We start from the raw sequence: 26,458 nt of genomic DNA, 5'->3' as shown, positions 1-26,458 counted from the left end.
GCGCGTTCGTCGGCCTCGTACGGAGCGCGGGCCGTCCGTTCCCGGGCGCCGTCGTCAGGGCGTCCTGGCCATCACCGTGCGGGCGGGGTCCTCCGCGTGGGGGTCCATCGCCGGGTCGAGGTCGGTCGGCGCGTAGCGCCTGGGAGCCGCCGGGACCATCAGCGGGGTCCCCGTCTCCGGGTCGTCGATGATGCGGCAGGGCAGGCCGAACACGTCCTCGACCAGTTCGGCGGTCATGACGGTCGACGGGTCGCCCTCGGCCGCGATCACTCCGCCGGGGCGCATCACGATCAGGTGCGTGGCGTAGCGGCAGGCCTGGTTGAGGTCGTGCAGGACCGCCACGATCGTGTGGCCCCGGCGGGCGTGGAGTTCGGCGCACAGGTCGAGGACCTCGACCTGGTGCGCGATGTCGAGGAACGTGGTCGGCTCGTCGAGCAGCAGGATCGAGGTCTGCTGGGCGAGGACCATGGACAGCCAGACGCGCTGACGCTGGCCTCCGGACAGGTCGTCGACGGGCCGGTCGGCGAGTTCGAGGACGCCGGTCTGCCGCATCGCCTCGACCACGGCCGTCTCGTCGTCGGCCGACCACTGCTTCAGCAGGCCCTGGTGCGGATAGCGGCCGCGGGCGACGAGGTCGCCGACGGTGATGCCGCCGGGGGCGGTCGAGGACTGCGGGAGCAGACCGAGCCGACGGGCGACCTCGCGTGAGCGGTACGAGGCGATGGCCGCGCCGTCCAGGTAGACCTGCCCTGCCTTCGGCTTGAGCATCCGGGCGAGGGCGGTCAGCAGGGTGGACTTGCCGCAGGCGTTCGGTCCGATGATGACCGTGAAGGAGCGGTCGGGGATCTCGACGGCGAGGTCGGTCGCCACGGTCCGCTGGTCGTAGCAGAGGGTCAGGTTCTCGGCACGCAGGCGGGAGGCGGGACCGTTCGTTGCTGTCATGCGCGGCTCTTTCGCGACTCGGAGACCAGTAGCCAGATGAGGTAGAGCCCGCCGACGCAGCCGGTGGCCGTGCCGACCGGGAGGAGCGCGGGGGCGAAGAGGCGCTGCACGGCGAGGTCGCTCACGGCGAGCATGACCGCGCCCATGAGGGCGGAGGGCAGCAGGGCGGCCCCGGACGAACGGACGAGTCCGCGGGCCACCTGGGGTGCGGCCAGGGCGATGAACCAGATGGGGCCGGTGACGGCGGTCGCGAACGCGGCCAGGGCGACGCTGATCACGAGCAGGACGGTTCGGGTGCGCGTGACGTCGACACCGAGGGCCATGGCGGTGGTGTCGCCCATCTCGACCATGGAGAGGCGGCGGGAGAGGAGGAAGGCGAGGGGCAGCAGTACCGCGACGGCCAGGCCGATGGCGTGGGCGTGCGTCCAGAGCCGGTTGCCCAGGCTGCCGATCATCCAGGCCTGTGCCTCCAGGGCCTCCTGGAAGGTGGCGCGGGTGATCAGGTACGAGTTGACGGCGAGGAGCAGGGCGCTGACGCCGATGCCGATGACGACGAGCCGGAAGCCCTGGATGCCCCGGCCGAGCATGAGGAGGTGGACGGCGAGGGCCGTGGCGAGGCCGCCGATCAGCGCGCCGAGCGCGATCTGCGCCATGCTGCCGTGCACCACGACGATGACGAACAGGGCGCCGACCGCGGAGCCGTTGGTGAAACCGATGATGTCGGGGCTGCCCAGCGGGTTGCCCGTGATGCTCTGCAGGATGGCGCCGCTCACGGCGAGGGCGGCGCCGACGCAGAGGGCGGTGACGAGGCGCGGCATGCGCAGGGTGTTGACGACGAAGTCGGCGGCCCCCGATCCGTCTCCGGTCAGTGCCCGCACGACCTCCCCGGCGGTCAGGTCGAAGTCGCCGGTGGTCAGGGTGACACCCGCGACGGCGACGAGCACGACGAGGAGGGCCGCGGTGACGGCGACGGTACGGCCCCGGACGAGCACGGAGACCCCGCCGGCCCGGCTGCGGACGACCCGGCCGCTGACGACACGGGGCCGGCCGACGGCGGGCGCGGGCGCCGCTTCGGGCGTGGAGGCCTTCGCCTTCCGTACGGCAGTCACAGCATGACCAGCTTTCGGCGACGGCACAGGGCGATGAACAGGGGGGCGCCGATGAACGCGGTGACGATGCCGACCTGCACCTCGCCGGGCGCGCCGAGGACCCGGCCGATGATGTCGGAGCCGATGAGGAGGACGGGGGCGATCAGCATCGAGTACGCGAAGACCCAACGCTGGTCGGGGCCGACGACGAACCGGGCGATGTGCGGTACGGCGAGGCCCACGAAGCCGATCGGTCCTGCGGCGGCGGTCGCGGCCCCGCACAGGAGCATCACGGCGACCGCGCCGAGGACGCGGGTCCGGCCGACGTTGACGCCGAGGGCCCGGCCCAACTGGTCGCCCATGGCCAGGGCGTTGAGCGACGGGGCGAGGACGAGGGCGATGACGAGGCCCACGCCGATGAACGGCAGGGACATCAGGACGATGTCCTGGTAGCGGCCCGCGAGGGAGCCGACGGTCCAGAAGCGGAACTGGTCGAAGGCCCTCGGATCGAGCAGCAGGACCGCCCAGTTGAAGGCGTACAGCACGGCGGTCACGGCGGCGCCCGCGACGACGAGCCGTTCGGGGGAGGCGAGCTTCCGGCCGGAGGAGCCGAGGAGGAAGACGCCGACGGACGCGGCGGCGGCGCCCGCCAGGGCGAACCAGACGTATCCGAGCGGGGCCGCGACACCGAAGAAGGCGATGGCCACCACCACGCCGGCGGAGGCGCCCAGGTTGACGCCGAGCATGCCGGGGTCGGCGAGCGGGTTGCGCGTCAGGGCCTGCATCAGGGCACCGGCGAGGCCGAGGGCCATGCCGACGAGGAGGCCGAGGATTGTCCGGGGGATGCGGTAGTCGTGGATGATCACCGAGGTCTCCGAGCCGTCCGGGTTCCACAGGACGTGCCAGGTGGCGGTGAAGGGGATGCCCCGACTGCCCACCCAGACGCTGAGGAGTCCCACCAGGACGAGGGCGGCGACGCCGATGACCAGTCCTAAGCCCCGGAGCGCCGCACCGGCGCGGCCCGTGCGCGACGGCGCGGCCGGATCGGGGGCCTTGGCCGCGGGGTGTTCCTCGGCCGGTTGCCCCGACACCACCCGGGATTCGACGGACAACGACAACTCCCCCTGGCGGCGGTTCAGATGTACGACGAGAATCCCGCGGCGCGCGGGCCGACGACTCCCGACTTAGGTGAGCCTAACCGAACCGTATTCCGTGGTCAACGTGCCGGACGGGACCCGGTCGACACCCCCGGGAAGACGCCGGCCGGTCCCCGACGGACCGCACCCCCCGGCCCGCCGGTCAGAGTAGGCTTACCTAACCATTCGCTCACCTCCGTGAAGGAGTCACATGCCAACGGGCGGACCGACGGGGGGACTTGTCCTCCGCCAAGTGATCAGAGGACAACGCCGCCGGGTGATCGCGGCATCTCTGCTCGGCATGACCCACCAGGGCTGTGAGGCCCTGGTGCCGGTGGTCATCGGCGCCACCATCGACACGGCGGTGGCGACCGGGTCCTCCGACGCGCTCCTGCGGCTGCTGCTGGTCCTCGCCGTGCTCTTCCTGGTCCTGTCGACCTGCTACCGCACCAGCGCCCGGATCACCGAGGGCAGCGGTGAACTCGCCGCGCACCGGCTCCGGCTCGACCTCGCCGCACGGGTGCTCCACCCCCGGGGCGGCGCCGACGCGAACCGGCTCCCCGGCGCGCTGACCAGCATCGCCACCAACGACGCCCGGCGCGTGGGCTCGGTGGCCACCGTCATCTCGTACGGCGTGTCCGCCGTCGCCGCCCTCGTGATCAGCGCCGTCGCCCTCCTCAGGATCTCCGTCCCGCTCGGCCTGCTCGTCCTGCTCGGCATCCCGCCGCTCCTCTGGCTCGGGCACCGCATCAGCCGGCCGCTCGAACGGCGCAGCGAGACCGAGCAGGAGCGCGCCGCCCACGCCTCGGGCGTCGCCGCCGACCTCGTCGCGGGGCTGCGGGTCCTCAAGGGCATGGGCGCGGAGTCGGCGGCCGTCGCCCGCTACCGCACCACGAGCCAGGACTCACTGTCCGCCGCGCTGCGGGCGGCCCGCAGCCGGGCCGGCCACGAGGGCGCGATCCTCGCGCTGACCGGCGTCTTCATCGCCGTGATCGCCGTGGTCGGCGCGTACCTCGCGATGGACGGCACCATCAGCGTCGGCGACCTGGTGGCCGCCGTGGGCCTCGCGCAGTTCCTCCTCGGCCCGTTCCAGCTGCTCACCTACGTCAACGCCGAGCTCGCCCAGGGCCGGGCGTCGGCCCGGCGGATCGCCGAGGTGCTCGCCTCGCCCGTGGGCGTCGAGGACGGCCACGACGTGCCCGACGGCCCCACCGCCGGACACCTCGCCCTGCGCGGGGTGACCCTCGGCGCGCTCAAGGGCGTGGACCTCGAACTCCCGGCCGGCAGTCTGACCGGGGTCGTCGCCCGTGACCCGGCCGCCGCCCACGACCTCCTCGTCCTTCTGGCCCGGGAGGCGGACCCCGCCGAGGGAGCGGTGGAACTCGACGGCACTCCCCTGACCTCGCTCGACCCCGACGCCCTGCGCCGGGTGGTCCTGGTCGCCCACCACGACGCGGACCTGTTCGAGAGCACCCTCCTCGACAACGTCCGGGCCGGGGCCGACGACGGCTCTCCGGCGGTCGAGCGTGCCCTCAGGGCCTCGGCCGCCGACGATGTCGCCCGGCTCCTCCCCGACGGCGGGGACACCCTCCTCGCCGAACGCGGACGGTCCCTCTCGGGCGGCCAGCGCCAGCGTGTGGCGCTCGCGCGGGCGCTCGCCGCCGACCGGCCCGTACTCGTCCTGCACGATCCGACGACCGCCGTGGACACCGTGACCGAGTCACGGATCGCCGCCCGGCTGCGCGAGGTCCGCCGGGACCGCACCACGGTCCTGGTCACCACGAGCCCCGCGCTCCTAGCCGTCACCGACCGGGTGATCGTCCTGGAGGACGGCGCCGTACGGGCCGCCGGCCACCACACCGAACTCCTCGCCGCCGACGCGACGTACCGAGCGGCGGTGCTGGCATGACACCCGCCGAAGAGACGAAGGCCGCAAGCCCCGCCCAGGCCGCCGAAGAACGTACGAGAGGGACAGAAGAGACCATGGGCGGAAGCCACCCGGACCGTGTGCTCCTGCCGACCGCCACCGGCGCCGAATCCCTCGCGGCGCTCCGCGCCATGCTGCGCGGCCACCGGCTCCTCGCCGCGGGCGCGATCACCGTCCTGGTCGTCGGAACGGCCGTCGGGCTCCTGACCGCTCCCCTGCTCGGCCACATCGTCGACCTCGTGGTGGACCGGAAGGGCGCCCCCGCCCTGACGCTTCCGCTGGTGCTTCTCGTCGTCGTCGCGCTCGCGCGGGGCGCGGCCGCCGCCGTCGGCAGCACCCTCGTGGCCCGGCTCGGCGAGACCGTTCTCGCGTCCCTGCGCGAGCAGTTCATCGAGCGGGCGCTCAGGCTGCCGCTCGACCGCGTCGAGGCGGCCGGCTCGGGCGACCTGGTCTCCCGGGTCACCAGCGACGTGTCGATGATCGGGAAGTCGGTGCGGCAGGCCCTGCCCGAGTTCAGCCGCTCCGCCCTGACAATCCTGCTGACGTTCGTCGGACTCGCCGTCCTCGACTGGCGGTTCCTGCTCGCGGCGCTGCTCGCGGCGCCGGTCCAGGCGCTGTCGGTGCGCTGGTACCTGCGCCGCGCCGCCCCCGTGTACGGGGAGCACCGGATCGCGACCGGCGCGTTGCAGCACCAGCTGCTCGACAGCGTCGGCGGGGTCCGTACCGTACGCGCGTTCCGGCTGAACGGCACCCACGCGGAGCTGCTGGAACGGCGGTCCGAAGCGGCGCGCGACCTGGGACTGCGGGGCATCCACATCGTCACCGGGTTCTTCTCGCGGCTCAACCTCGCCGAGTTCATCGGGCTCGCCGCGATGCTCGCCACCGGGTTCGTCCTGGTCGACCGCGGCTCGGTCAGCATCGGTACGGCGACGGCCGCCGCGCTGTACTTCCACAGCCTCTTCAACCCGATCAACGCGACCCTGTTCCTCCTGGACGACGCCCAGTCGGCGGGGGCGAGCTTCGCCCGGCTGGTCGGGGTGTCGGACCTCCCCGCGGAGCGGACGCCCAGCGGGCACCACACCCTCGCGGACGGCTCGGTCGAGGTGTCCGCGCTCAGCCACGCGTACGGCTCGGGGGCGCCCGTGCTGCACGAGGTCGACCTGCGGGTGCGCAGCGGGGAGCGGGTGGCCCTGGTGGGGGCGAGCGGGGCCGGCAAGACCACCCTGGCCAAGCTCGTGGCGGGTGTCCACACGCCCACCGGGGGCTCCATCAGGCTCGGTGGGGTCGACGCCGGGGAGCTGGGACCGGCCGGGGTCCGCCGCGCGGTGGCGCTCATCAGCCAGGAGGTACACGTCTTCGCCGGCTCCCTCGCGGACGACCTGCGCCTCGCCCGGCCGGACGCCGACGACGAGGCGCTGCACGCGGCGCTCGACCGGGTCGGAGCCCTGGAGTGGGCACGGGCGCTGCCCGAGGGACTCGACACGGTCGTCGGCGAGGGCGGCCACCGGCTGACGGTGACCCAGGCACAGCACCTCGCGCTCGCGCGGCTCGTCCTCGCGGACCCGCCCATCGCGATCCTGGACGAGGCCACCGCCGACGCGGGGAGCGCCGGCGCGCGGATCCTGGAGGAGGCGGCCGCGCGCGCCCTCGAAGGCCGTACGGGACTGCTCGTCGCGCACCGGCTGCCGCAGGCGGCGGCCGCCGACCGGGTGGTCGTCCTCGACCGGGGCCGTGTGGTGGAGACCGGCACCCACGAGGAGCTGGTGGCGGCGGGCGGCCGGTACGCCGACCTGTGGGCCGCCTGGTCCGACAGCCGCCGGGACCCCGGGGAGAAGGTGCCCCGCCCCGCCCCGGACGCGGACGTCCCGGTCTCGCCGGCCCGCTGAGGGAACTCCCCCGCGTGCGGGAAGGGGGCGGCACGACGTCGGTCGTGCCGCCCCCTTCCGTCGTCTCGTGGACGGTGGGTGGGCCGGGCAGGTCAGTCCTGCAGGGCGATGAGGCTCGCCGGACGCAGGTCGGTCCAGTGGGCCTCCACGTACGCGAGGCAGCCCTCGCGGGTGTCCTCGCCGAACACGGTCCGCCACCCGGCGGGGATCTCGGCGAAGGAGGGCCACAGCGAGTGCTGGTTCTCGTCGTTGACCAGAACCACGAAGCGGCCCTGCGGGTCCTCGAACGGGTTGGTGCTCATGCGTTCTCACTCCTCTTGTGTGTCGTGCCGAACAGCTGGGACAGGGGCCGTCCGGAGTCGGTCGTCACGGTACGCAGCAGGGTCTGCAGTTCCTCGGCGAGCTCATGGGCCTTCGCCGGGCCGAGCCGGTCCGTCGCGTGGACCAGCGCGCAGTGCACGGGTCCCTCACCACGGGGTTCGTGGAAGCCGAGGGTCAGTTCGGCCCGTGTCGAACCGGTGGGTACGGCGTGGAGCGCGCCCATGCCGCCCTCCAGTCGGTCCAGGTCCGCCTGCTCGTGGTGGATCACCATGACCTGCGGGCCCTCGGGTGGCAACCCGGCCGCCAGGAGCACCTCGTCGAAGGGCACGTCCTGCCGGTCGAGGGCGCTGAGGGTGGTCTCCCGTACCCGGGTCAGAAGCTCCGCGAAGGTCGGATCGCCGGCGGTGTCGGTACGCAGCAGGACCGTGTTGAGGAAGCAGCCGACGAGCTCGGTGAGCTGGTCGTCGTCGCGGCCGGCGACCATCGTCCCGATGGGCAGGTCGGTGCCCGCACCGTGGGCGGTGAGCAGCGCCGCGAGGGCGGCGTGCAGCACCATGAACATGCTGGTGCCGGTGGTCCGCGCCAGCCGGTCGACATCCGCGTGCAGCCGCTCGTCGAGGACGAACTCGACGACCCCGGCGGCGCGGCGGCCGCCCTGGGCGGCGGCGGTGGACCCTGACTCGGTCGGCAGGGCCAGCTCGCGCGGCGCGTCCTTCAGGGCGCTTCGCCAGTAGGCGAGTTGACGGCCGCCCCGGCTCACGGGATCGGTGAGGTCGCCGAGGACCTCCCGCGCCCAGCGGGCGTAGTCGGTGTACGTGACGGGGAGCGGTCGCCAGTCGGGCGCCCGGCCGTCCGCGCGAGCGCCGTACGCCGTGGTGAGGTCGCGGAACAGCGGGACCACCGACCACTCGTCCACCGCCAGGTAGTGCAGGGTGAGCAGGACCGCCTGGGCGCCGTCGGGGCCGGTGAGCAGCCGGGCCCTGAGCGGGGCCTCCGCCTCCACGTCCGGTGCGTGGGCGGCGAGTTCGGTGAGGCGGACGTCCAGGTCCGCGCAGTCCTCCACGGCCAGGGCCGGGGCCTCGACGGGCCTGCGGACCAGGTTTCCGTCATGTACGGCGAAGGCGGTGCGGAGCGGTTCGTGACGGGTGGTCACGTCGTCGAGGGCGGCGGCGAGCGCGTCCGCGTCGAGGCCGCCGGGCGAGCGCAGGACCAGGGCGTGGTCGAAGCCGGGGCCGCGCCGGTAGGCCTGCCACTGTCGGCGCTGGACGGGGGCCGTGGGCAGGTCGGCGCCGTCGGCGGCCGGGCCGTCGGCGGGACGCAGCGCCGGGCGTGCGGCGGTGGCTGTATCCAGCTTGCCGGCGATGCCGGCGACGGTCAGGGCGTCGAAGACGTCGCGGATGCTCAGTTCGACGCCGAACTCGGCGCGGATGCGACCGAGGAGCCGCATGGAGGCCATGGAGTGGCCGCCGAGGGCGAAGAAGCTGTCGTGCGCGCCGACGCCGTCCAGCTTCAGGATCTCGCAGAACAGGGCGGCGATCCGCGCCTGCGTCTCCGTCGCGGGACGGGCGTCGCCGGTCATGGCGGACCAGTCGGGCGCGGGAAGCGCCTTGTGGTCGAGCTTGCCGTTCGGGGTGAGCGGCAGGGGGCCGTCGAGCGGGACGACGAGGGCGGGGACCATGTACTCGGGGAGCAGCGCGGCGACGTGGGCGCGCAGTTCCTGCGGGTCGAGCCCAGGATGCGCACCGACACCGGCACCGGCACCGGCACCGGCACCGGCACCCGGGCCCGTGCCCGGCTCGGGGACCGCGTAGCCGACGAGGCGGACGATGTCGCCGTCCCGGTCCGGCAGGACGGCGGCCTGGGCGACCGAAGGATGCCCCGCGAGGGCCGCCTCGATCTCGCCCAGTTCGATGCGGAAGCCGCGGATCTTCACCTGGGTGTCGACCCGCCCGAGGAAGTCGAGGTTCCCGTCGGCGCGCCATCGGGCGCGGTCTCCGGTGCGGTACATGCGGCTGCCGGGGGTGCCGTACGGGTCGGCGACGAACCGTTCCGCGCTGAGCCCGGCCTGCCCGAGGTAGCCGCGGGCGAGACCGCGCCCGGCCACGTACAGCTCGCCGACGACGCCGGGCGGGACGGGACGCAGGTGTTCGTCGAGGACGTAGCAGCGGGTGTTGGGGTCGGGGCGGCCGATCGGCACCCGGCCGGTGGCGCGGCCGCCGTGTTCGCGGGCCGGCCAGAGGGTGGAGTTGACGGTCGCCTCGGTGAGTCCGTACGCGCAGATCAGGTTCGCCGTGGCGCCGAAGCGTTCGAAGAGGTCCGGCGGCACGGTCTCGGTGCCGACGAGGACGGTCGACCCCTCGGGCAGCCGGCAGTCGGCGGGCAGCGCCGACACCAGGGACGGTGGCAGGATCATGTGGGTGATCCGCTGGTCGGCCAGGAAGTCGGTGAGGGCGGGTCCCGCGACGCGGGCCTCGTCGGTGATGAGGACGAGCCGTCCACCGTGGCAGAGGGCCATGGCGAGTTCGAAGACGAAGACGTCGAAGCCGATGGACGCGAACTGGAGGACATGGCTGTCGTGTTCCAGGCCCATCCGGTCGACGGCCGTGGCGACGAGGCTGGCGATGCCCTCGTGCGGGACGACGACGCCCTTGGGGCGGCCGGTCGAGCCGGAGGTGTAGATGACGTACGCGGCCTGGTCGAGCCCCGCGGGGCCGCCGGGCGGGGGCGTCCCCCGCAGGGTGTCGAGTGCGGCGGCGGTGTCGGGGGCGTCGAGGAGCAGCACCGGGACACCGGGCACGTCCGGGATCTTGCCGGCGACGGGCTCGGTCCCGACGACGACGGCCGCGCCGGAGTTCTCGATCATGTAGCTGAGGCGGTCGCCCGGGTGGACGAGGTCGAGCGGCAGGAACGCGGCGCCCAGCTTCAGGGCGGCGAGGACCGTGGCGACCATGTCCACCGAGCGCGGCACGGCCACGCCCACGACGCTCTCGGCGCCGACGCCGTGGGCGGCGAGCAGCCGGGCGAGGCGGTCGGCGCGGTCGTCGAGCTGCGCGTACGTCACCGAGCGGGAGCGTTCGACGACGGCGACGGCGTCGGGGCGCTCGGCGGCCCGGCGGGCGAAGAGCGCCGGCAGGGTCTGCTCGTCGACGTCACGGGGCGGCCCGTTGAAGCCTTCGAGGACGAGACGGTGCTCGTCGTCGGTGAGGATGCCCGCCCGGGACAGCGGCTGGTCGGGGGCGGCGACGAGGGCTTCGACGAGCCTGCGGAGGCGGTCGCCGACGCGCTCGGCGGTCTCCTGGTCGAAGAGTTCGGTGGAGAACTCGAGGCGGCAGCCGAGCGAGTCGCCGGATCCGTCGGCCGTGGTGTGCTCGGTGAAGCTGAACACGAGGTCGAACTTGGCGGTGCCGATCCGGTGCGGCAGGAAGTCGGCCCGGAGTCCGGGCAGTCGCAGGGTGTCGTCCGTACGGGCGTGGTGGCCGACCATCACCTGGAACAGCGGGTTCCGGGAGAGGGAGCGGGTCGGGTTGAGCTTCTCCACGACCGCCTCGAACGGCACGTCGGCGTGGGAGAAGGCGGCGAGGTCGGTCTCGCGGACCCGGGCCAGGAGTTCGGTGAAGCTCGGGTCGCCGCCGAGGTCGGTGCGGAGCACCAGGGTGTTGACGAAGAAGCCGACGAGGTCGTCGAGTGCCTCGTCGCCGCGTCCGGCGATGGGCGCGCCGAGGGGGATGTCGGTGCCCGCGCCGAGCCGGTGGAGGAGCGCCGCCACGGCCGCGTGCACCACCATGAACATGCTGGCGCCGGTGTCCCGCGCGAGCCGCCTGAGGCCCTCGTGGACCGGAGGGTCGAAGGCGATGTCGATCTCGGCGCCGGTGAACGCCGGGCGGGCGGGCCGCGGCCGGTCGGTGGGCAGGTCGAGTTCCTCGGGGGCGCCGGCCAGGGCCGTCCGCCAGTGCTCCAGCTGCCGGGCGGCGAGGCTGTCCGGGTCGGCGGGGTCGCCGAGGAGGCGCTGCTGCCAGAGGGCGTAGTCGGCGTACTGGACGGGCAGCGGCTCCCATGCGGGTGCGGCGCCGCCGAGGCGGGCCGTGTAGGCGGTGGTGAGGTCGCGCAGGAAGGGGCGGTCGGACCACTCGTCGGTGGTGATGTGGTGCAGCAGCAGCACGACGACGTGCTCGTCGGGCGCCGTCTCCACGACCGTGGCGCGGATCGGCAGTTCGGCGGCGAGGTCGAAGGGCCGCCGGACGGCGGCGTCCACGATGCCGGGCGCCTCGTCCTCGGTGGCGCGCAGGTGCTCCACGACGGGGGCGGCCGAGCCGGCGGGCAGGATCCGCTGGTAGGCCTGCCCGTCGCGCTCGGTGAACAGCGTGCGCAGTGCCTCGTGGCGGGCGGTCACGTCGGCGAGGGCGGCCCGCCAGGCCTCCCGGTCGAAGGGGCCGCGCAGTCGCACGACCAGGGGGAAGTTGTACGCGGCCGAGGTGCACTCGATCTGCTGGATGACCCAGAGGCGCTGCTGGGCGTGGGAGAGCGGCAGTTCGTCGGGGCGCTCGACCCGGACGAGCGCCGGGCGGGCCGCGCCGCGCGAGGCGGTCGCGCGCTCCATGAGTTCGGCGACGGTGGGCGCCTCGAACAGGTCGCGGATCGCCAGCTCGGCCTGGAGCGCGGTCCGGGCGCGGCTGACGAGCCGGGTGGCGAGGAGCGAGTGTCCGCCGAGGTCGAAGAAGTCGCTGTCGATGCCGACACTGCCCTCGGCCAGGCCCAGTACCTCGGCGAAGAGCCCGCAGAGGGTCTCCTCCTCCGGGGTGCGGGGGGCGCGCCCGGTGCCCGTGCCGGTGGGGTCGGGGGCGGGCAGGGCCTTGACGTCCAGCTTGCCGTTGACGGTCAGCGGCAGGGTCGGGACGGTGACCAGGGCGGACGGGACCATGTAGTCGGGGAGTCCGGCCTTGAGGTGCTCGCGCAGGCGCTGGACGAGGTCGGCGTCCGGCTCTCCGCCGGAGGTGCCGGCCTCCGGTACGACGTAGCCGATCAGACGCTTGGTACCCGAGGTCTCGTGGACGACGACGGCGGCGTGGGCGACCTCGGGGTGCGCGGACAGGGCGGTGGAGATCTCGCCGAGTTCGATGCGGTACCCGCGGATCTTGACCTGGTCGTCGGTGCGGCCGAGGAAGTCGAGCAGGCCGTCGGGGCGCTGTCGTACGAGGTCGCCGGTGCGGTACATGCGTTCGCCGGGCTCGCCGTACGGGTCGGCCACGAAGCGTTCGGCGGTGAGCGCCGCCCGGTCGTGGTAGCCGCGGGCGAGACCGGTTCCGGCGATGTACAGCTCGCCGGGGCAGCCCGGGGGGACGGGCCTCAGCATGGCGTCGAGGACGTGGGCGCGGGTGTTGCGGATGGGCCTGCCGACGGTGGGCGTGGCGCTCTCGGTGGTGGAGCCGCCGAGGGTGTTGATCGTGTACTCGGTCGGGCCGTACAGGTTGTAGCCGTACGTGCCCTCGGTGTCGCGCAGTCGGGTCCAGAGCGTGTCGGACACGGCCTCGCCGCCGAGCAGGACCAGGGCGGGGCGGTGCTTCCCCGCGGACTCGTCCCGGTCGAGGAGGCCCTGCTCGATGAGCAGTTGGGCGTAGGTCGGCGTCACGTTGACCACGTCGACGCGGTGGGCGTCGCAGTAGGCGACGAGGGCCTCGGCGTCGCGGCGGAGTTCCTCGTCGCAGACGTGGACCTCGTGGCCCTCGACGAGCCAGAGCAGTTCCTCCCACGACATGTCGAAGGCGAAGGAGACGGTGTGCGCGATGCGGAGGCGTCGTCCGCCGGCGGAGGCGATGGCCGGGTCGAAGATCTCCTTCTGGTGGTTGAGCTGCATGTTCGTCAGTCCCCGGTAGGGGGTGACGACACCCTTGGGGCGGCCGGTGGAGCCGGAGGTGTAGATGACGTACGCCGGGAACTCCAGACGGTCCGGCACTCCGTGGGCGAACGCGGGCCGTTCGGCGTCGGTGATCCCGTCGCCGGACAGCGCGGCCAGTTCCCGGGTCACGGCCGGGTCGTCCAGGAGGAGTTCGGGGGCGACGGGGCCGTCCTCGCGGCGCAGTGCGGGGGCGACGGCGGTGGTGGACACGAGGCAGAGCGGTCCCGTGTCCTCGGCCATGAGCCGCAGCCGGTCGGCGGGGTGGTCGAGGTCGAGCGGCAGGTACGCGGCGCCGGTGCGCAGGACGGCGAACAGCGCGGCGACCATGTCGATGGACCGGGGCAGCGCGAGCGCCACGACCTTCTCGGGGCCGGCGCCCCGGGCGAGAAGCAGCCGGGCGAGCCGGTTGACGTGCGCGTCGAGTTGGGCGTACGTGAGGGCGCGGTCGCCGAAGACGAGGGCGACGGCGTCGGGGGTACGGGCGACCTGGGCGGTGAGCATGTCGGCGACGGTCTCGTCCGGCACCGGCTCGCGGGTGGCCTCCCGGCCGGTGGTGAGGGCGGCGCGCTCACCGGGGAGGAGCAGGTCGACGCCGACGGTCCGTACCGTCCCGGCGGCCGGTCCGGCGAGGGCCTCACCGAGGCGGTCCAGGATCGTGGTGAACCGGGTGAGGAGGGTGGTGGCGGCCTCGGCGTCGAAGAGGTCGGGCCTGGCCGCCAGGGTGATCCGGAGCCGGGTGCCGGGCGTGACGATGAGGGTGAGCGGGAAGTGGGTGCCGTCCACGTTGGACACGCCGGTGATGCCGTGCCGCTCGCGCAGGGCTGCGGCCCGGTCCTCGCCGTCGGCCGAGCGGAGCACGAACAGGGTGTCGAAGAGCCTGCGGTGTCCGGACTCCTGCTGGAGGGTGCCGAGGCCCACGTACTCGTACGGCATGACGGCGGCGCGCTCGGACTGCATCCGGCGCAGCAGGTCGAGCAGGGGCTCGTCGGGAGCGAGGGCGACCCGGGCGGGAATCGTGTTCAGGAACATGCCGATGATGCCGGCGACTTTCGGGACGTCCGCGGGGCGGCCCGCCACCGCCGTGCCGAAGGCGACGTCGCCGCGGCCGGTCGTCGCGGAGAGCACCAGGGCCCAGGCCGCGTTGAGGACGGTGTTCACCGTGAGGCCGTGCCGGCGGGCGGCGGCCCGCAGCCGGTCGCCGGCCTCCCGGGTGAGGTGGGCGTCGAAGTCCACCGGGATGACCGGGCCGGTGTCGCGCCCGGTCGGGGCGAGCAGCGTCGGCTCGTCGAAGCCCGCGAGCGCCCGGCGCCAGGCGTCGAGGGCGGCGGTGGTGTCCTGCGCGTCCAGCCAGGCGAGGTGGTCGCGGTACGAGCCGGGCAGCGGCAGGCCCGTGGGGTCGCCGGTCCGCTCGTACAGGGTGAAGAGTTCCTCCAGGAACAGCCAGGCGGACCAGCCGTCCCAGAGGATGAGGTGGTGGGTGACGACGAGCCGGTCCCGGCCGTCACCGAGCCGGATGAGGAGCAGGCGGCAGAGCGGCGCCGCGGTCAGGTCGAAGCGCTGCCTGCGGTCGGCGGCGAGCAGCTCCTCGGTGCGGGTCCGCTGTTCGTCGGCCGGGAGCGCGGAGAGGTCGGCCTCCACGAGCGGGATCTCGGCGCCGTCCACGATGAACTGGACGGGGCGGGGCAGGCCGTCGCTGGTGAAGCCGGCGCGCAGGCCGGTGTTGCGGTCGAGGAGGGTCCGGCAGGCGGCCCGCAGCCGGTCGGTGTCGATCCGGTGGTCGAGGTCCAGGGTCTCCTGGGACTGGTAGACGTCGAGTGCGTCACCGGCGTCGTAGGTGGCGTGGAAGTACATGCCCTCCTGGAGCGGGGAGAGCGGCCAGATGTCCGCGACGGGGAGGCCGGCGGCGGCGTGGACCCGCGTGGTCTCCTCGAGGGTGAGTTCCGGCGAGAGTTCCGGGGAGAGTTCCGGCCCGACCGGAAGAGCAGGTTCCGGGGTCGGGGGCGCGGCGGCGGTCAGCTGGTCGAGCAGGGCCTGCAGGGCGGGATCGACGGCGGCGCCGGACTGCTGCTGGAGCGCCAGGACGGCCTGCAGGGCGGCGGCGGCCTGCCCGGCGTCGGAGGCGGAGACGGTCACGCCGTCTGCGTGCACGGGTACCTCGGGTGTCTCGGACGAGTCGGGGGTCGGGGGTGCGTCGGCGTCCCCGTGGGCGGTCGCCGCGGCGGCGAGGGCGGCGGGGGTACGGCACTCGAAGACGTCACGGGGGCTGAGCGTCAGCCCCTTCTCACGCGCGCGCGTGGCGACGGTGATCGAGCTGAGGCTGTCGCCGCCAAGCACGAAGAAGTCGTCGTCGACGCCCGTCCCCGGCACACCGAGGACGTCGTCGAAGATCGCGCACAGGGCACGCTCGCGCGCGTCGCGGGGTGCGCGTCCGCCCGTCCGGGGCGCGGCCTCGGGGGCGGGCAGGGCCTTCTGGTCGAGCTTGCCGCTGGGGGTCAGCGGCAGTTCGGCGAGGACGACGACGGCACTCGGCACCATCGCGGCGGGCAGCGCTTCGGTGAGCGCGCCGTGCAAGGCCTCGGTGGTGGGGGCGGCGCCGGGAGCGGGGACGGCGTAGCCGACGAGGGCACCTTCGCGGACGACGACGACGGCGCGGCTCACACCGGGCAACGCGGCGAGGACTGTCTCGATCTCGCCCGGTTCGACGCGGTTGCCGCGGATCTTGACCTGCCGGTCGGTGCGGCCGAGGTACTCGACGGCGCCGTCCGCGCGGCGGCGCACCAGGTCGCCGGTGCGGTACATCCTCTCCCCCGGCGCGCCGAACGGATCGGCCACGAACCGCTCGGCGGTCAGTCCCGGCCGGTCGTGGTAGGCGCGGGCCAGCTGGACCCCGGCGAGGTACAGCTCGCCCGGCACCCCGTCCGGTACGGGACGCAGGAACGGGTCCAGGACGTGCAGCCGGGTGTTCCACACGGGCCGGCCGATCGGAACGGCCGGCTCGCCACCGCCCTCGTACGGGAAGGACGTGACGTCGACGGCGGCCTCGGTGGGTCCGTACAGGTTGTGCAGCGGTACGGGGGCGCTGCGGGAGCGGGAGGTCAGCTCCCACCAGCGCCGGGCGTCGGCCCCGGTGAGCGCCTCGCCGCTGCAGAAGACCCTGCGGAGGCTCGCCGCCCAGTCGGGCCGGGGGCCGGGGGCGGTCTCCATGACCTGGACGAAGGCGGCCAGCATCGACGGGACGAAGTGGGTCGTGGTGATGCGCCGGTCGGCCATCAGACGGGCCAGGTAGGCCGGGTCGCGGTGGCCGTCGGGGCGGGCGAGGACGACGGTCGCGCCCTCGGTCAGCGCCCAGAAGAACTCCCACACCGACACGTCGAAGCTGGACGGGGTCTTCTGGAGCACCCGGTCGTCGGCGGTCAGCCCGTACGCGCTCTGCATCCAGGCGAGCCGGTTGACGACGGCCCGGTGGGTGACGGCGACGCCCTTGGGACGACCGGTGGAGCCCGAGGTGTAGATCAGGTACGCGGGGTGGTCGGGGCCCGCGGCCCGTACGGGGGTGCCGGCAACAGAGGTGTCGTACTTGTGCGCGTGCTCCTGCGCGTACTCCTCCGAGTGCTCCTGGGCTTGCTCCCGCGCGTGCGCTTCCGCGTGCTCCTCCGCGCTGACGACGAGAGGCTCCAGGTCGGGTGCGTCGGGGAGGCGGCCGGCGGCCTCGGTGGTCGTGACGACGAGCCGCGCGCCGGAGTCGGCGAGCATGAACGCCACCCGGTCGGCGGGGTAGTCGAGGTCGACGGGCAGGTAGGCGGCGCCCGCCTTGAGGACGCCGAGCAGCGCGACCATCAGCTCGGCCGAGCGCGGGACGGCGACGGCGACGTACTGTTCCGGGCCGGCGCCGCGTGCCCTGAGGCGTCGGGCCAGGGCCTCGGCGCGGCGGTCGAGTTCGGCGTAGCTGAGGGTGGTGTCCTCGAAGACGACGGCGGGGGCGTGCGGGGTGCGGGCCGCCCACGCGGCGAAGAGCGAGGCGAGGGTCGCCTCCGGCACGGGGTGCGCGGTGGCGTTGAGCGCGGTGAGGTGCTCGTGTTCGCGGGCGGACAGCAGGTCGGTGCGGGCGACGGTGCGGTCGGGCTCGGCGACCAGGGTCCGCAGCAGGGCCGTGAACCGGTTGGCGAGGACGGCCACCGTCACCTGGTCCAGGCGGGCCGCGTCGTGCTTGAACCGGAGCAGGAGACCCGTGTCGGCGGGCTCGACGACGAGCGCGAGCGGGTAGTGCACGGCGTCGAGGACCTCGGCGCCGGTGACGAGGGGCTCGCCGGCGCCCTGACCGGCCGCGCGCTCCCCGGTGGGGTAGTTCTCGAAGACCACGAGGGTGTCGAAGAGGTCGCCGCCGCCCGCGAGCCGCTGGATCTCGGCGAGTCCGATGTGCTGGTGGTCGAGAAGGGCGGCGTGCTCGTCCTGTACGCGGTGGAGGAGTGCGGTGAGCGTCTCCTCGGGGCGGAGGGTCACCCGGGCGGGGACGGTGTTGATGAACAGGCCCACGGCGGAGTCGAGTCCCGGGACCTCGGTCGTCCGCCCGGACACGGTGGTGCCGAAGACGACGTCCTGACCGCCGGTGAGACCGCCGAGCAGCAGACCCCACAGACCGTGGAAGACGCTGCTGAGGGTCAGACCGTGGGTCCTGGCGTACGCGGTCAGTGCGTCGGTGAGGTCGTGGGGCAGTCGTGTGTCGACATGCTCGGGTCGGACGGAGGCCTGCGGTTCGCCGGCCGGGGTGGGGGGTGCGGCGAGCCGGGTGGAGAGCGCGGGGAGGCGGGTGGGCGCCGCGAGACCGTCGAGCGCCCGGCGCCAGGCCTCCCTGGCGGTGTCCCGGTCCCGGCCCGCGAGCCAGGAGAGGTACGGCTCCGGGGCCGTCGGCACGGGCAGTTCGACGCCCCGGTAGGCGGCGGTCAGTTCCCGCAGCAGGACGGAGACGGACCAGCCGTCGGCGACGATGTGGTGCAGGGTGAGCAGGAGCCGGTGACGCTGTCCGTCCTCGATGAGGGTGGCGCGCAGGAGGGGCGGCCGGTCGAGGTCGAACGTTTCGGCACGGTCGGCGCGGAGGATGTCGTCCAGGCCTGTCGCGGCGGTGTCGGCCTCCCGCCACGGAAGGTCGACGCGGTCGGCGAGGCGCTGGACGACGGCGCCGCCGGGCAGCTGGCGGAACGACGAGCGCAGCAGCGGGTGCCGGTCCAGCAGCAGTTGGAGGGCGGCGCGGAGCCGGTCCGGTGCGACGGGGTCGGCCAGGTCGAGGAGTTCCTGCACGAGGTAGAGGTCCGCGGACCGGTCGTCGTACTCCGCGTGGAAGAAGAAACCCTCCTGGAGCGGGGAGACCGGCAGCGCGTCCTCGTCGAGGTGCACCTCCCGCGGTGCCGGGGTGGCGACGGACTCACCTGCGCTCCTGGCGAGGGCCGCCACGGTCCGGCCCCGGAACACGTCACGCGGGGTGATCACGAGCCCGGCCTCGCGGGCCCGGTTGACGAGCTGGATGGCGACGATGCTGTCACCGCCCAGCTCGAAGAAGCTGTCGTGGACGCCCACCGACGGCAGGCCGAGGACGTCGACGAACAGTGCGGCGAGAGCGGTCTCGGCGGGTGTGCTCGGGGTGCCGGTGCCGGTGCCGGTCATCGACGTCCAGCCGGGCTCGGGCAGCGCCTTGGCGTCGAGCTTGCCGTTGGGGGTCAGCGGCAGGGGGCCGTCGAGGACGACGACCGCCGAGGGCACCATGTGGTCGGGCAGCGCGTCCGTCACGCGCGAGCGTGCGGCGGCCACCACCGCGTCGGGGGAGGCTTTCGCCTCGGTTCCGGTCTGGGCCTCCGCCTCGGTCTCCGTCCCGCTCCGGGCCTCCGCCTCAGCCGCCGTCCCGGTCTCCGGGACCAGGTAGGCGACGAGTCGCTTGACGCCCCGGTGGTCCTCGCGGGCGAGGACGGCGGCCTGGGCGATGCCCGGGCAGGCCATGAAGGCGCTCTCGATCTCGCCCGGCTCGACCCGGTGCCCACGGATCTTGATCTGGCCGTCGGCGCGCCCGAGGAACTCCAGGTTGCCGTCGGCGGCCCAGCGGACCCGGTCGCCGGTGCGGTACATCCGGGTGCCGGGGGCGCCGTACGGGTCGGCGACGAACCGTTCCGAGGTCAGCGCCTCGCGGCCCAGGTAACCGCGCGCGAGGCCGCGCCCGGCGACGTACAGCTCGCCCTCCGTCCCCACGGGGACGGGCCGGAGCGCCGTGTCGAGCACGTAGACGCGGGTGTTGGGGTCGGGTCGGCCGATGGGCGCGGGGCCGGGCCGGTCGGGGTCGGCGATCCAGAGCGTGGAATTCACGGTGGCCTCCGTGAGGCCGTAGGCGACGACGACCCGGAGCCGTCCGTCCCAGCGGGCGATCAGTTCGCTCGGGACGGCCTCGGTGCCGACGACGAGTACCGCGCCGTAAGGGAGTTCGCACTCCTGGGGCAGCGCCGAGACGAGCGACGGCGGCAGGATCATGTGGGTGGCGCGGTGGCGGGCGATGTACTCGGTGAGCGCGGGACCCGCGACGCGGCGTTCGGCGGGGACGACGATGATCCGTCCGCCGACGCAGAGCGACATGACCAGGTCCCACACCGTCACGTCGAAGCCGACGGAGGCGAACTGCACGACCCGGCTCTCGGCGGTGATGCCGATCCGGTCGGTGGCGGTGGCGATGAGGCTGCCGACGCCGTCGTGCGGGACGACGACGCCCTTGGGGCGGCCGGTCGAGCCGGAGGTGTAGATGACGTACGCGGTCTGGTCGAGGGCGACCGGCGGCAGCGGCTCGGGGTCGGCCGGGGCGGCGAGGGCGTCCACGGTGGCCGGGGCGTCGAGCGGCAGCAGGGTGACGCCGGCGGTCTCCGGGAGCCCGTCGGCGAGTTCGCGCACGGTGACGACGGTGCGCGCCCCGGCGTCGGCAAGCATGTAGGCGATGCGGTCCTGGGGGTGGTCCGCGTCCAGGGGCAGGTAGGCGGCGCCGGCCTTCATCACGGCGAGCAGGGCGACGACGAGTTCCGGTGAGCGGGGCAGGGCCACGCCCACCACGTCCTCGGCTCCGACACCCCGGGCGCGGAGCAGGCGGGCGAGCCGGTCGGCGGCGTCGTCGAGCGCGGCGTACGTGAGTTCCCGGTCCTCGCAGACGAGCGCGACGGCGTCGGGGGTGCGGCGGACCTGCCGTTCGAAGGCGGCGGGCCAGGACAGCTCCGGTGCCTCGCGCGGATCGGTGCCGAACTGGTCGAGCAGCAGGGACCGTTCTGCCTCTGAGGTGAGCTCGATGCGGCCCACGGGGCGGTCGAGGTCCTCGGTGAAGGTGTGCAGCAGGGTGAGGAAGCGGCGCTCGTGGTCCGCGAGCGCGGTCGCGTCGCAGACGTCGGCGTCCACGTCGAGGTGGAGGGTGACGCCCTGGCCACCGGGGCCCTCGGCGAAGCTGAACGCCAGGTCGCTGACGGGTCCGAGCCACTCGGGGCGCAGTTCGGCCTCGTGGTCGTCGAAGCGCAGGTCGCCGGTGCGGGGCAGGATGTTGACGGTGGGGCCGACGAGTTCCGGTACGCCGTCGGGCAGGCCGAGATCCCTGGCGAGTTCCTCGGCGCGGTAGCGGCCGTGCGCGACGGCGTCCGCGACGGCGTCGCGGACCTGCGCGACGAGGGCGGCGCCGGTGGTACCGGGGCGGACGGTGAGGCGCAGCGGGACGATGTTGGACACCATGCCGGGGATGTGCGCGGAGGCCTCGTCGTCGCGGGCGGCGACCGGCAGTCCGAGGACGAGGTCCTGTTCGCCGCGGGCGCGGTGCAGATGGGCGGCGACGGCGGCGACCAGGACGCGGGAGGGGCGTACGCCCGCGCGTCCGGCGGCGGCGTCCAGCCGCTGGACGGTTTCCGGGGTCAGCTCGGTGGTGCGCCTGAGTCGGCGGGTCATGGGGGACGCGGCGCGCTCGACGAGCCGTACGGGCTCGGTGCGGCCGGCCATGCGCTCCAGCCACCAGGCGCGGTCGGCGACGTGCCGCTCGGAGGCGCGGTACGCGCGGTCGGCGGCGACGAGGCGGCCGAGGGAGGCGTGGGCCCGGACCGGGGAACCCGTGGCCGCATACAGCTCACCGGCCGTGCCGGACCCTTGCGCCACGGGCGGCGCACCGCCCGTACCGGACCCCTGCCCCACGGGCGGCGCACCGGCCGTACGGGGTCCTCCCGCCGTGTAGAGCTCGCCCGCGCGCCGGGTGATCAGGGCGGCGCCCCTGCCGTCCATCACGATGTGGTGGTAGCGCTGGCACCACAGGACCCGGTCGTCGGCGAGCCGCAGCAGGGCGTAGGCGAAGAGCGGGTCGTGGGCCAGGTCGACGGGCCGGTCTCGGTCGGCGGCGATCCACGCTGCGGCGGCCTCGTCGGGGTCCGCGGTGGCGCGCAGGTCGACGACGGGGAGGTCGATCGGGACGGTACGCGGGGTCTGGCGCGGCCCGTCGTCTCCGGGGGTGACACGTACATGGAGGCACTCGGCCTCCTCCAGGGCGCGGCGGACGCCGGTGGTGAGACGGTCGAGGTCGACGGCGCCGCGGAGGTGGAGCGCGAACACGATGTTGTAGGCGGAGCTGTCCGGTTCGATCTGCTGGGCCAGCCAGATGCCGGATTGCCCGCCGGTGACGGGGAGGCCGGAGGTGGGCTTCCGGTCCGACTCGACGTCAAGCATCGTACGAAGTGGCCTTTCCCTGGGGATGCGTGGCGGAGGCGACCCAGGAGACGGCGACGGCGTGGCGAGGTTCCGCCACGCCGTCGGTCGGGTCAGCTCCTGGCTGGTGGCGCGTCAGCTGGTGGGCGGCGTCACTTGACGGCTGCCAGCAGCGGCTCGATCTCCTCGATGGCGTACGGGATCGACAGAACGGTGTTGAAGGAGAACGCGGCGCCGATGTCCGGGTCCTGGTACGGCACGAACAGGTCGCGCTTGTCCTGGTTGACCTTCAGCTTCTTGTAGAGCGGCTCGGCCTTGATGCGGTCGTTGGCCTCGGTGCTGGAGGTCACCCAGACGAGCCGGTCGACGTCGAGGACGTCGAGCTTCTCGGCGCTGAGTTCGGCGACGTTCCAGCCCGGCTTGGCCAGGGTGTCGATCTCCGGCTTGAGCTTGAAGCCGAGCTCGGAGAAGAAGATCGCCTTGGGGTCCGTCTTTGTGAACGCCGAGTACTTGCCGGCCTCGAAGCTGTCGGCGACGGCGAGGGTCTTGGTGGCGAACTCGGGGTGCTTGTCGCGGACGGCCTTGAAGCGGGCGTCGATGTCGGTGATCAGCTTGCCGGCCTCGGCGTCCTTGCCGAGCGCCTTGCCGATCTGGCGGGTCATCAGTTGCCACGGAGCGCCATAGTCGGGGTGCTCCTTGGGCTGGGCGACGACCTTGGTGAACGTGGAGAGGGTGTCGTACTGCTCCTTCTTCATCCCCGAGTACTGGGCGATGACGAGGTCGGGCTTGAGGGCCGCGATCTTCTCGATGTTGTACTCGTCGCGCTCGCCGACGATCTGGGGCCGGGTGGAGCCCCACTTGTCCTTGGTCCAGGGCCACTTGCCGTACGGCGTCTCCTTGAACCAGTCGACCGCGCCGGCGGGCTTGACGCCGAGCGCCAGCACCGCGTCCTGGTCGGAGAGGCCGAGGGTGACGATCGTCTTCGGTTCCTTGTCGATCGTCGTGGAGCCGTACTTGTGCTCGACCGTGACGGGGAACGCGGCGGGCTTGCCGCCCCCGTCGGCCGGTGCCGAGGTGGTTGCGGACGGCGACGCGGACTTCTCGGTCCCGCCGCCGCAGGCGGCGAGGGCGAGTGCCGCCACGGCGAGGACGGCCACACGGGGGGCGGATCTGACGAACCGCGACAGAGCGGGACGTGCACCAGCGGACACGGACGTTCCTTTCGGGGATTCACAGTGCGTGCCACGCCCGCCGGGCGCGAAAGTGCCGCCCGGCGGACAGTGGCGTTGTTGCGCGGGGAGTGAAGCGCGGGTGGGGTTAGCGCGCCGTGCCGACGCCGTCGGCCATCGGGCGCACCTCTTCGGCGGCGACGGCGGGGACGGCCGGGCCCCGGTCGAGGACCGAGGCGAGGATCTCGCCGACCCTGATCGCGGTGTTGGAGAGCAGGGACGACGTGATGCCGTGGGTGTGCTCCGTGCCGCCCTGGAGGTAGATGCCGCACCGCAGTTCGGGGTCGGTGGCGAGCCGGTAGTCCCGTTCGACGCGGACCCGGCCGTGCTCGTCGCGGTGGCAGCGGTCGGCGACCGGACCGAGCAGGCCGAGGGGTTCGGCGGGGTCGTAACCGGTGGCGTAGACGACGACGTCGGCGTCGAGCACGGTCTCCTCGCCGGTGACGAGCGAGGTGACGAAGGCGCGGACCTTGTCCGGGCCGTCCTCGACGCCGGTGAGCCGGGAGATGTTGAGGAAGCGCAGCCGCTCGGTGCCGAGGACCTTCTCCTGGTACGCCTGGCGGTACAGGTCGTCGATGAGGTCGATGTCCACCACGGAGTAGTTGGTGTTGCCGTGATAGTCCATCAGCTTGCGCTTGACGGCGTCGGGAGCGGTGAAGTACTCGTCGACGGCGTCCGGGTCGAAGATCCGGTTGGCGAATGCACTGTCGTCGGCGGGGCTGTAGCCGTAGCGGGAGAAGACGGCGCAGATCTCGGCCTCGGGGAAACGCCGGTGCAGATAGGCCACGTTCTCGGCGGCGCTCTGTCCGGCGCCGACGACGACGAGCCGCTCGGGAGCCGTTCCCTCCAGGCCCTCCACCTTGGCGAGGAGGTCGGAGTTGTGCCAGACGCGGTCGCTGCGCTCGACGCCCTCCGGCATGCGCGGGCGAAGTCCCGTACCGAGGACGAGGTTACGGGCGCGGTGGACGACCACGTCGGAGCCGGAGCGGGCGGTCACGTCGAGGTACTCGACGACGCCGTCGCGCTCGACCGGTTCGACGGAGACGATCTCGTGGCCGTAGGAGACCATGTCGTCGACCTTGGACGCGGCCCATTCGAAGTAGTCGTGGAACTCCACGCGCAGCGGGAACAGGTTCTTGTGGTTGACGAAGTCGATCAGCCGGTTCTTGCTCTGGAGGTAGCAGAGGAAGCTGTACTCGCTGGTCGGGTTGCGCAGTGTCACCAGGTCCTTGAGGAAGGACACCTGCATGGTCGCGTCGTCGATCAGCATGCCGCGGTGCCAGCCGAATCGGGGCTGGCGCTCGAAGAAGTGGGCGGTGACCGCCTCCTCCCTTCCGACGCGTGCGTTGTGCTCGCTGAGCGCTATCGCCATCGCCACATTGGACGGCCCGAAGCCGATGCCTATGAGGTCGTGGACCAGAGGTGCGTCACCAGGCGGAACCTGCGACATGTCACTCCCATCGTGCGGGAAAGAGGCTGAGGGGGACGGGCGTCGGGCGTGCCGGGCCGGCGGCACGCCGAGCGAACTTAGGTAAAGCTAACCTGATCTGACGATGCTGTCGATGGGTCAAAGCGGACATCGCGAAGTTGGATCTTTTCAATGACCGTATAAATCAAGCCAGTTGCGCCCTTAGGTAAGCCTTGCTTTACTTCTGACGGTCAATCGCCTTTCCGAGGAGGAACCCGATGCGGGTCGTCATGTTCGGCTATCAGACCTGGGGCCATCGCACCCTCCAAGCGCTCCTGGACTCCGAACACGACGTGGTGCTCGTCGTGACGCACCCCAAGAGCGAGCACGCCTACGAGAAGATCTGGAGCGACTCCGTCGCGGACCTCGCCACGGAGCACGGCGTCCCGGTCGTCATCCGCAACAGGCCCGACGACGAGGAGCTGTTCGCGCGGCTCAAGGAGGCCGACCCGGACATCATCGTCGCGAACAACTGGCGTACCTGGATCCCGCCGCACATCTACGCCCTGCCGCGCCACGGGACCCTGAACATCCACGACTCGCTGCTGCCCAAGTACGCCGGGTTCTCCCCGCTGATCTGGGCCCTCGTCAACGGCGAGCCGGAAGTCGGCGTCACGGCCCACATGATGGACGAGGTGCTCGACGCCGGCGACATCGTCCAGCAGCGCGCGGTTCCCGTCGGACCGAAGGACACGGCGACCGACCTCTTCCACAAGACCGTCGACCTCATCGCCCCGGTCACGATCGCCGCGCTGGACCAGATCGCCGCGGGTCAGGCGGAGTTCACCCCGCAGGACCGGTCACAGGCCAGCTTCTTCCACAAGCGGGCCGAGGAGGACATCCGTATCGACTGGAACTGGCCGGCCGAGGTCCTGGAGCGGCTGGTCCGCGCCCAGTCCGCGCCCTACCCCAGCGCCTTCACCTTCCACCGGGGCAAGCGCCTCGAAGTCCTCTCCGCCGTGGTCTCCGAGGGCCGTTACGGCGGCACCCCCGGTCGGATCTTCTACCGCGAGGGCGACGGGGTCGTGATCGTCGCCGGGGCCGACGCGCGCACGGGCCGCAACCACGGCCTGGCCGTCACCCGCGTCCGGACGGAGGACGGCCGCGAACTGCCCGCGACCGAGTACTTCACCTCCATGGGCGGCTACCTGACCGACCGTCCCTGACGACCGGGGTGAGCGAGGAGCAGCCGATGGACCGGCCGGTCGTCTCCGGTGTCGCGCACGACCTCTCGGGGGCGACGTTCGCCGTCGTCGGCATCTCCGGCGTGCCGACGGACCGGGCGAAGGTCTTCCGGTCCCTCGCCAACACCGAGCCGACGCTCGGCCCGCCCCCGGGGGCGGGCCCGGCCGCCCCCGCCCTCCCACCGCCCCCACGGACCACGACGTCACCCAGCGTCCTGGAACTGAACGCGTACCTGATGTACGCGGTCGGGCGGGCCGCTCGCCGGAGACTGGCGGAGCGCCTGGAAGCGCGGGGGTTACGCCTGTGGCACCTCACCGTGATGACGCTGCTCGCCGATATCGGTCCGCAGATGAAGACGGTCCTCGCCACCCGGCTCGCCATGAACGCCAGCGACCTGGGGAAGGTCGTCGACGATCTGGCCCGGGTCGGACAGGTGGACTGCGACCGGGACCCCCAGGACCGGCGCCGGGTGGTCGTACGACTCACTCCGGAGGGCGAGGCGTCCCTCCGGAGCCTCACCGCGGACATCGCGTCCACGGACGACGAGATCCTGGCGCCCCTCGACACCGGGGAGCGCGAGCAACTGGCCGGTCTGCTGCGCCGCGTCCACGCGCATCTGGAACCGGCGCCGGCCGACCCGGCCCGCGCGCGCCCCGGATCGGCGACCTGATCAGGGCGGACGGCCCGCGGTC

The 26,458-nt window shown here is 73.2% G+C and carries 11 protein-coding genes; 4 read left to right on the top strand and 7 right to left on the bottom strand.

Features of this window, described 5'->3' with window-relative positions:
* Positions 1–54 precede the first annotated feature (54 nt).
* Genes ABZ567_RS17935 through ABZ567_RS17925 form a run of 3 tightly spaced genes read right to left on the bottom strand, consistent with a single transcriptional unit; the run spans position 55 to position 3,148 of the window.
* On the bottom strand, positions 55–942 hold the full coding sequence (locus ABZ567_RS17935) for an ABC transporter ATP-binding protein (RefSeq protein ID WP_360790521.1): 888 nt from the start codon (positions 940–942) through the stop codon (positions 55–57).
* Positions 939–2,051, bottom strand: coding sequence for an iron chelate uptake ABC transporter family permease subunit (locus ABZ567_RS17930; RefSeq protein WP_360790518.1), 1,113 nt, complete (start codon positions 2,049–2,051; stop codon positions 939–941). Before ABZ567_RS17930 ends, ABZ567_RS17935 begins: the two co-directional genes overlap by 4 nt.
* Positions 2,048–3,148 (bottom strand): iron chelate uptake ABC transporter family permease subunit, encoded by a 1,101-nt coding sequence (locus tag ABZ567_RS17925; protein ID WP_360790515.1) that lies wholly within the window; start codon positions 3,146–3,148, stop codon positions 2,048–2,050. The genes ABZ567_RS17930 and ABZ567_RS17925 overlap by 4 nt, the downstream gene beginning before the upstream one ends.
* Before the next feature lie 229 nt (positions 3,149–3,377).
* On the opposite strand from ABZ567_RS17925, the gene ABZ567_RS17920 reads away from it, so the two are divergent.
* Positions 3,378–5,075, top strand: coding sequence for an ABC transporter ATP-binding protein (locus tag ABZ567_RS17920; protein ID WP_360790512.1), 1,698 nt, complete (start codon positions 3,378–3,380; stop codon positions 5,073–5,075).
* Positions 5,076–5,149: 74 nt separating this feature from the next.
* The gene (locus ABZ567_RS17915) at positions 5,150–6,979 is read left to right on the top strand and encodes an ABC transporter ATP-binding protein (protein ID WP_360790922.1); all 1,830 of its coding nucleotides are present in this window, start codon (positions 5,150–5,152) and stop codon (positions 6,977–6,979) included.
* Positions 6,980–7,071: 92 nt separating this feature from the next.
* On the opposite strand, the gene ABZ567_RS17910 is transcribed toward ABZ567_RS17915, so the two are convergent.
* The 4 genes from ABZ567_RS17910 to ABZ567_RS17895 all read right to left on the bottom strand — a co-directional run bounded on the left by ABZ567_RS17910 (position 7,072) and on the right by ABZ567_RS17895 (position 24,563).
* A complete protein-coding gene (locus ABZ567_RS17910; protein WP_360790509.1) occupies positions 7,072–7,281 on the bottom strand; it encodes an MbtH family protein in 210 nt (69 codons plus the stop codon).
* Complete coding sequence (locus tag ABZ567_RS17905) at positions 7,278–21,905, bottom strand: amino acid adenylation domain-containing protein (protein ID WP_360790507.1); 14,628 nt, start codon at positions 21,903–21,905, stop codon at positions 7,278–7,280. The genes ABZ567_RS17910 and ABZ567_RS17905 overlap by 4 nt, the downstream gene beginning before the upstream one ends.
* 131 nt (positions 21,906–22,036) lie before the next feature.
* The gene (locus tag ABZ567_RS17900) at positions 22,037–23,095 is read right to left on the bottom strand and encodes an iron-siderophore ABC transporter substrate-binding protein (RefSeq protein WP_360790504.1); all 1,059 of its coding nucleotides are present in this window, start codon (positions 23,093–23,095) and stop codon (positions 22,037–22,039) included.
* A 106-nt stretch (positions 23,096–23,201) separates the two neighbouring features.
* Complete coding sequence (locus tag ABZ567_RS17895) at positions 23,202–24,563, bottom strand: lysine N(6)-hydroxylase/L-ornithine N(5)-oxygenase family protein (protein WP_360790501.1); 1,362 nt, start codon at positions 24,561–24,563, stop codon at positions 23,202–23,204.
* Between the two features lie 236 nt (positions 24,564–24,799).
* Here ABZ567_RS17895 and ABZ567_RS17890 point away from each other — a divergent pair, with 236 nt between their 5' ends.
* Positions 24,800–25,747, top strand: coding sequence for a methionyl-tRNA formyltransferase (locus ABZ567_RS17890; protein WP_360790498.1), 948 nt, complete (start codon positions 24,800–24,802; stop codon positions 25,745–25,747).
* Between the two features lie 26 nt (positions 25,748–25,773).
* Positions 25,774–26,436: a MarR family transcriptional regulator gene (locus ABZ567_RS17885; protein ID WP_360790495.1), complete on the top strand. Its 663-nt coding sequence runs from the start codon at positions 25,774–25,776 to the stop codon at positions 26,434–26,436.
* Positions 26,437–26,458: the final 22 nt, after the last annotated feature.

The organism is Streptomyces sp. NPDC016459, from assembly GCF_040632845.1.
Lineage (GTDB): Bacteria > Actinomycetota > Actinomycetes > Streptomycetales > Streptomycetaceae > Streptomyces.
Note: the sequence above shows the minus strand (reverse complement) of the source record. Positions and strands in the feature narration are given on the sequence as shown.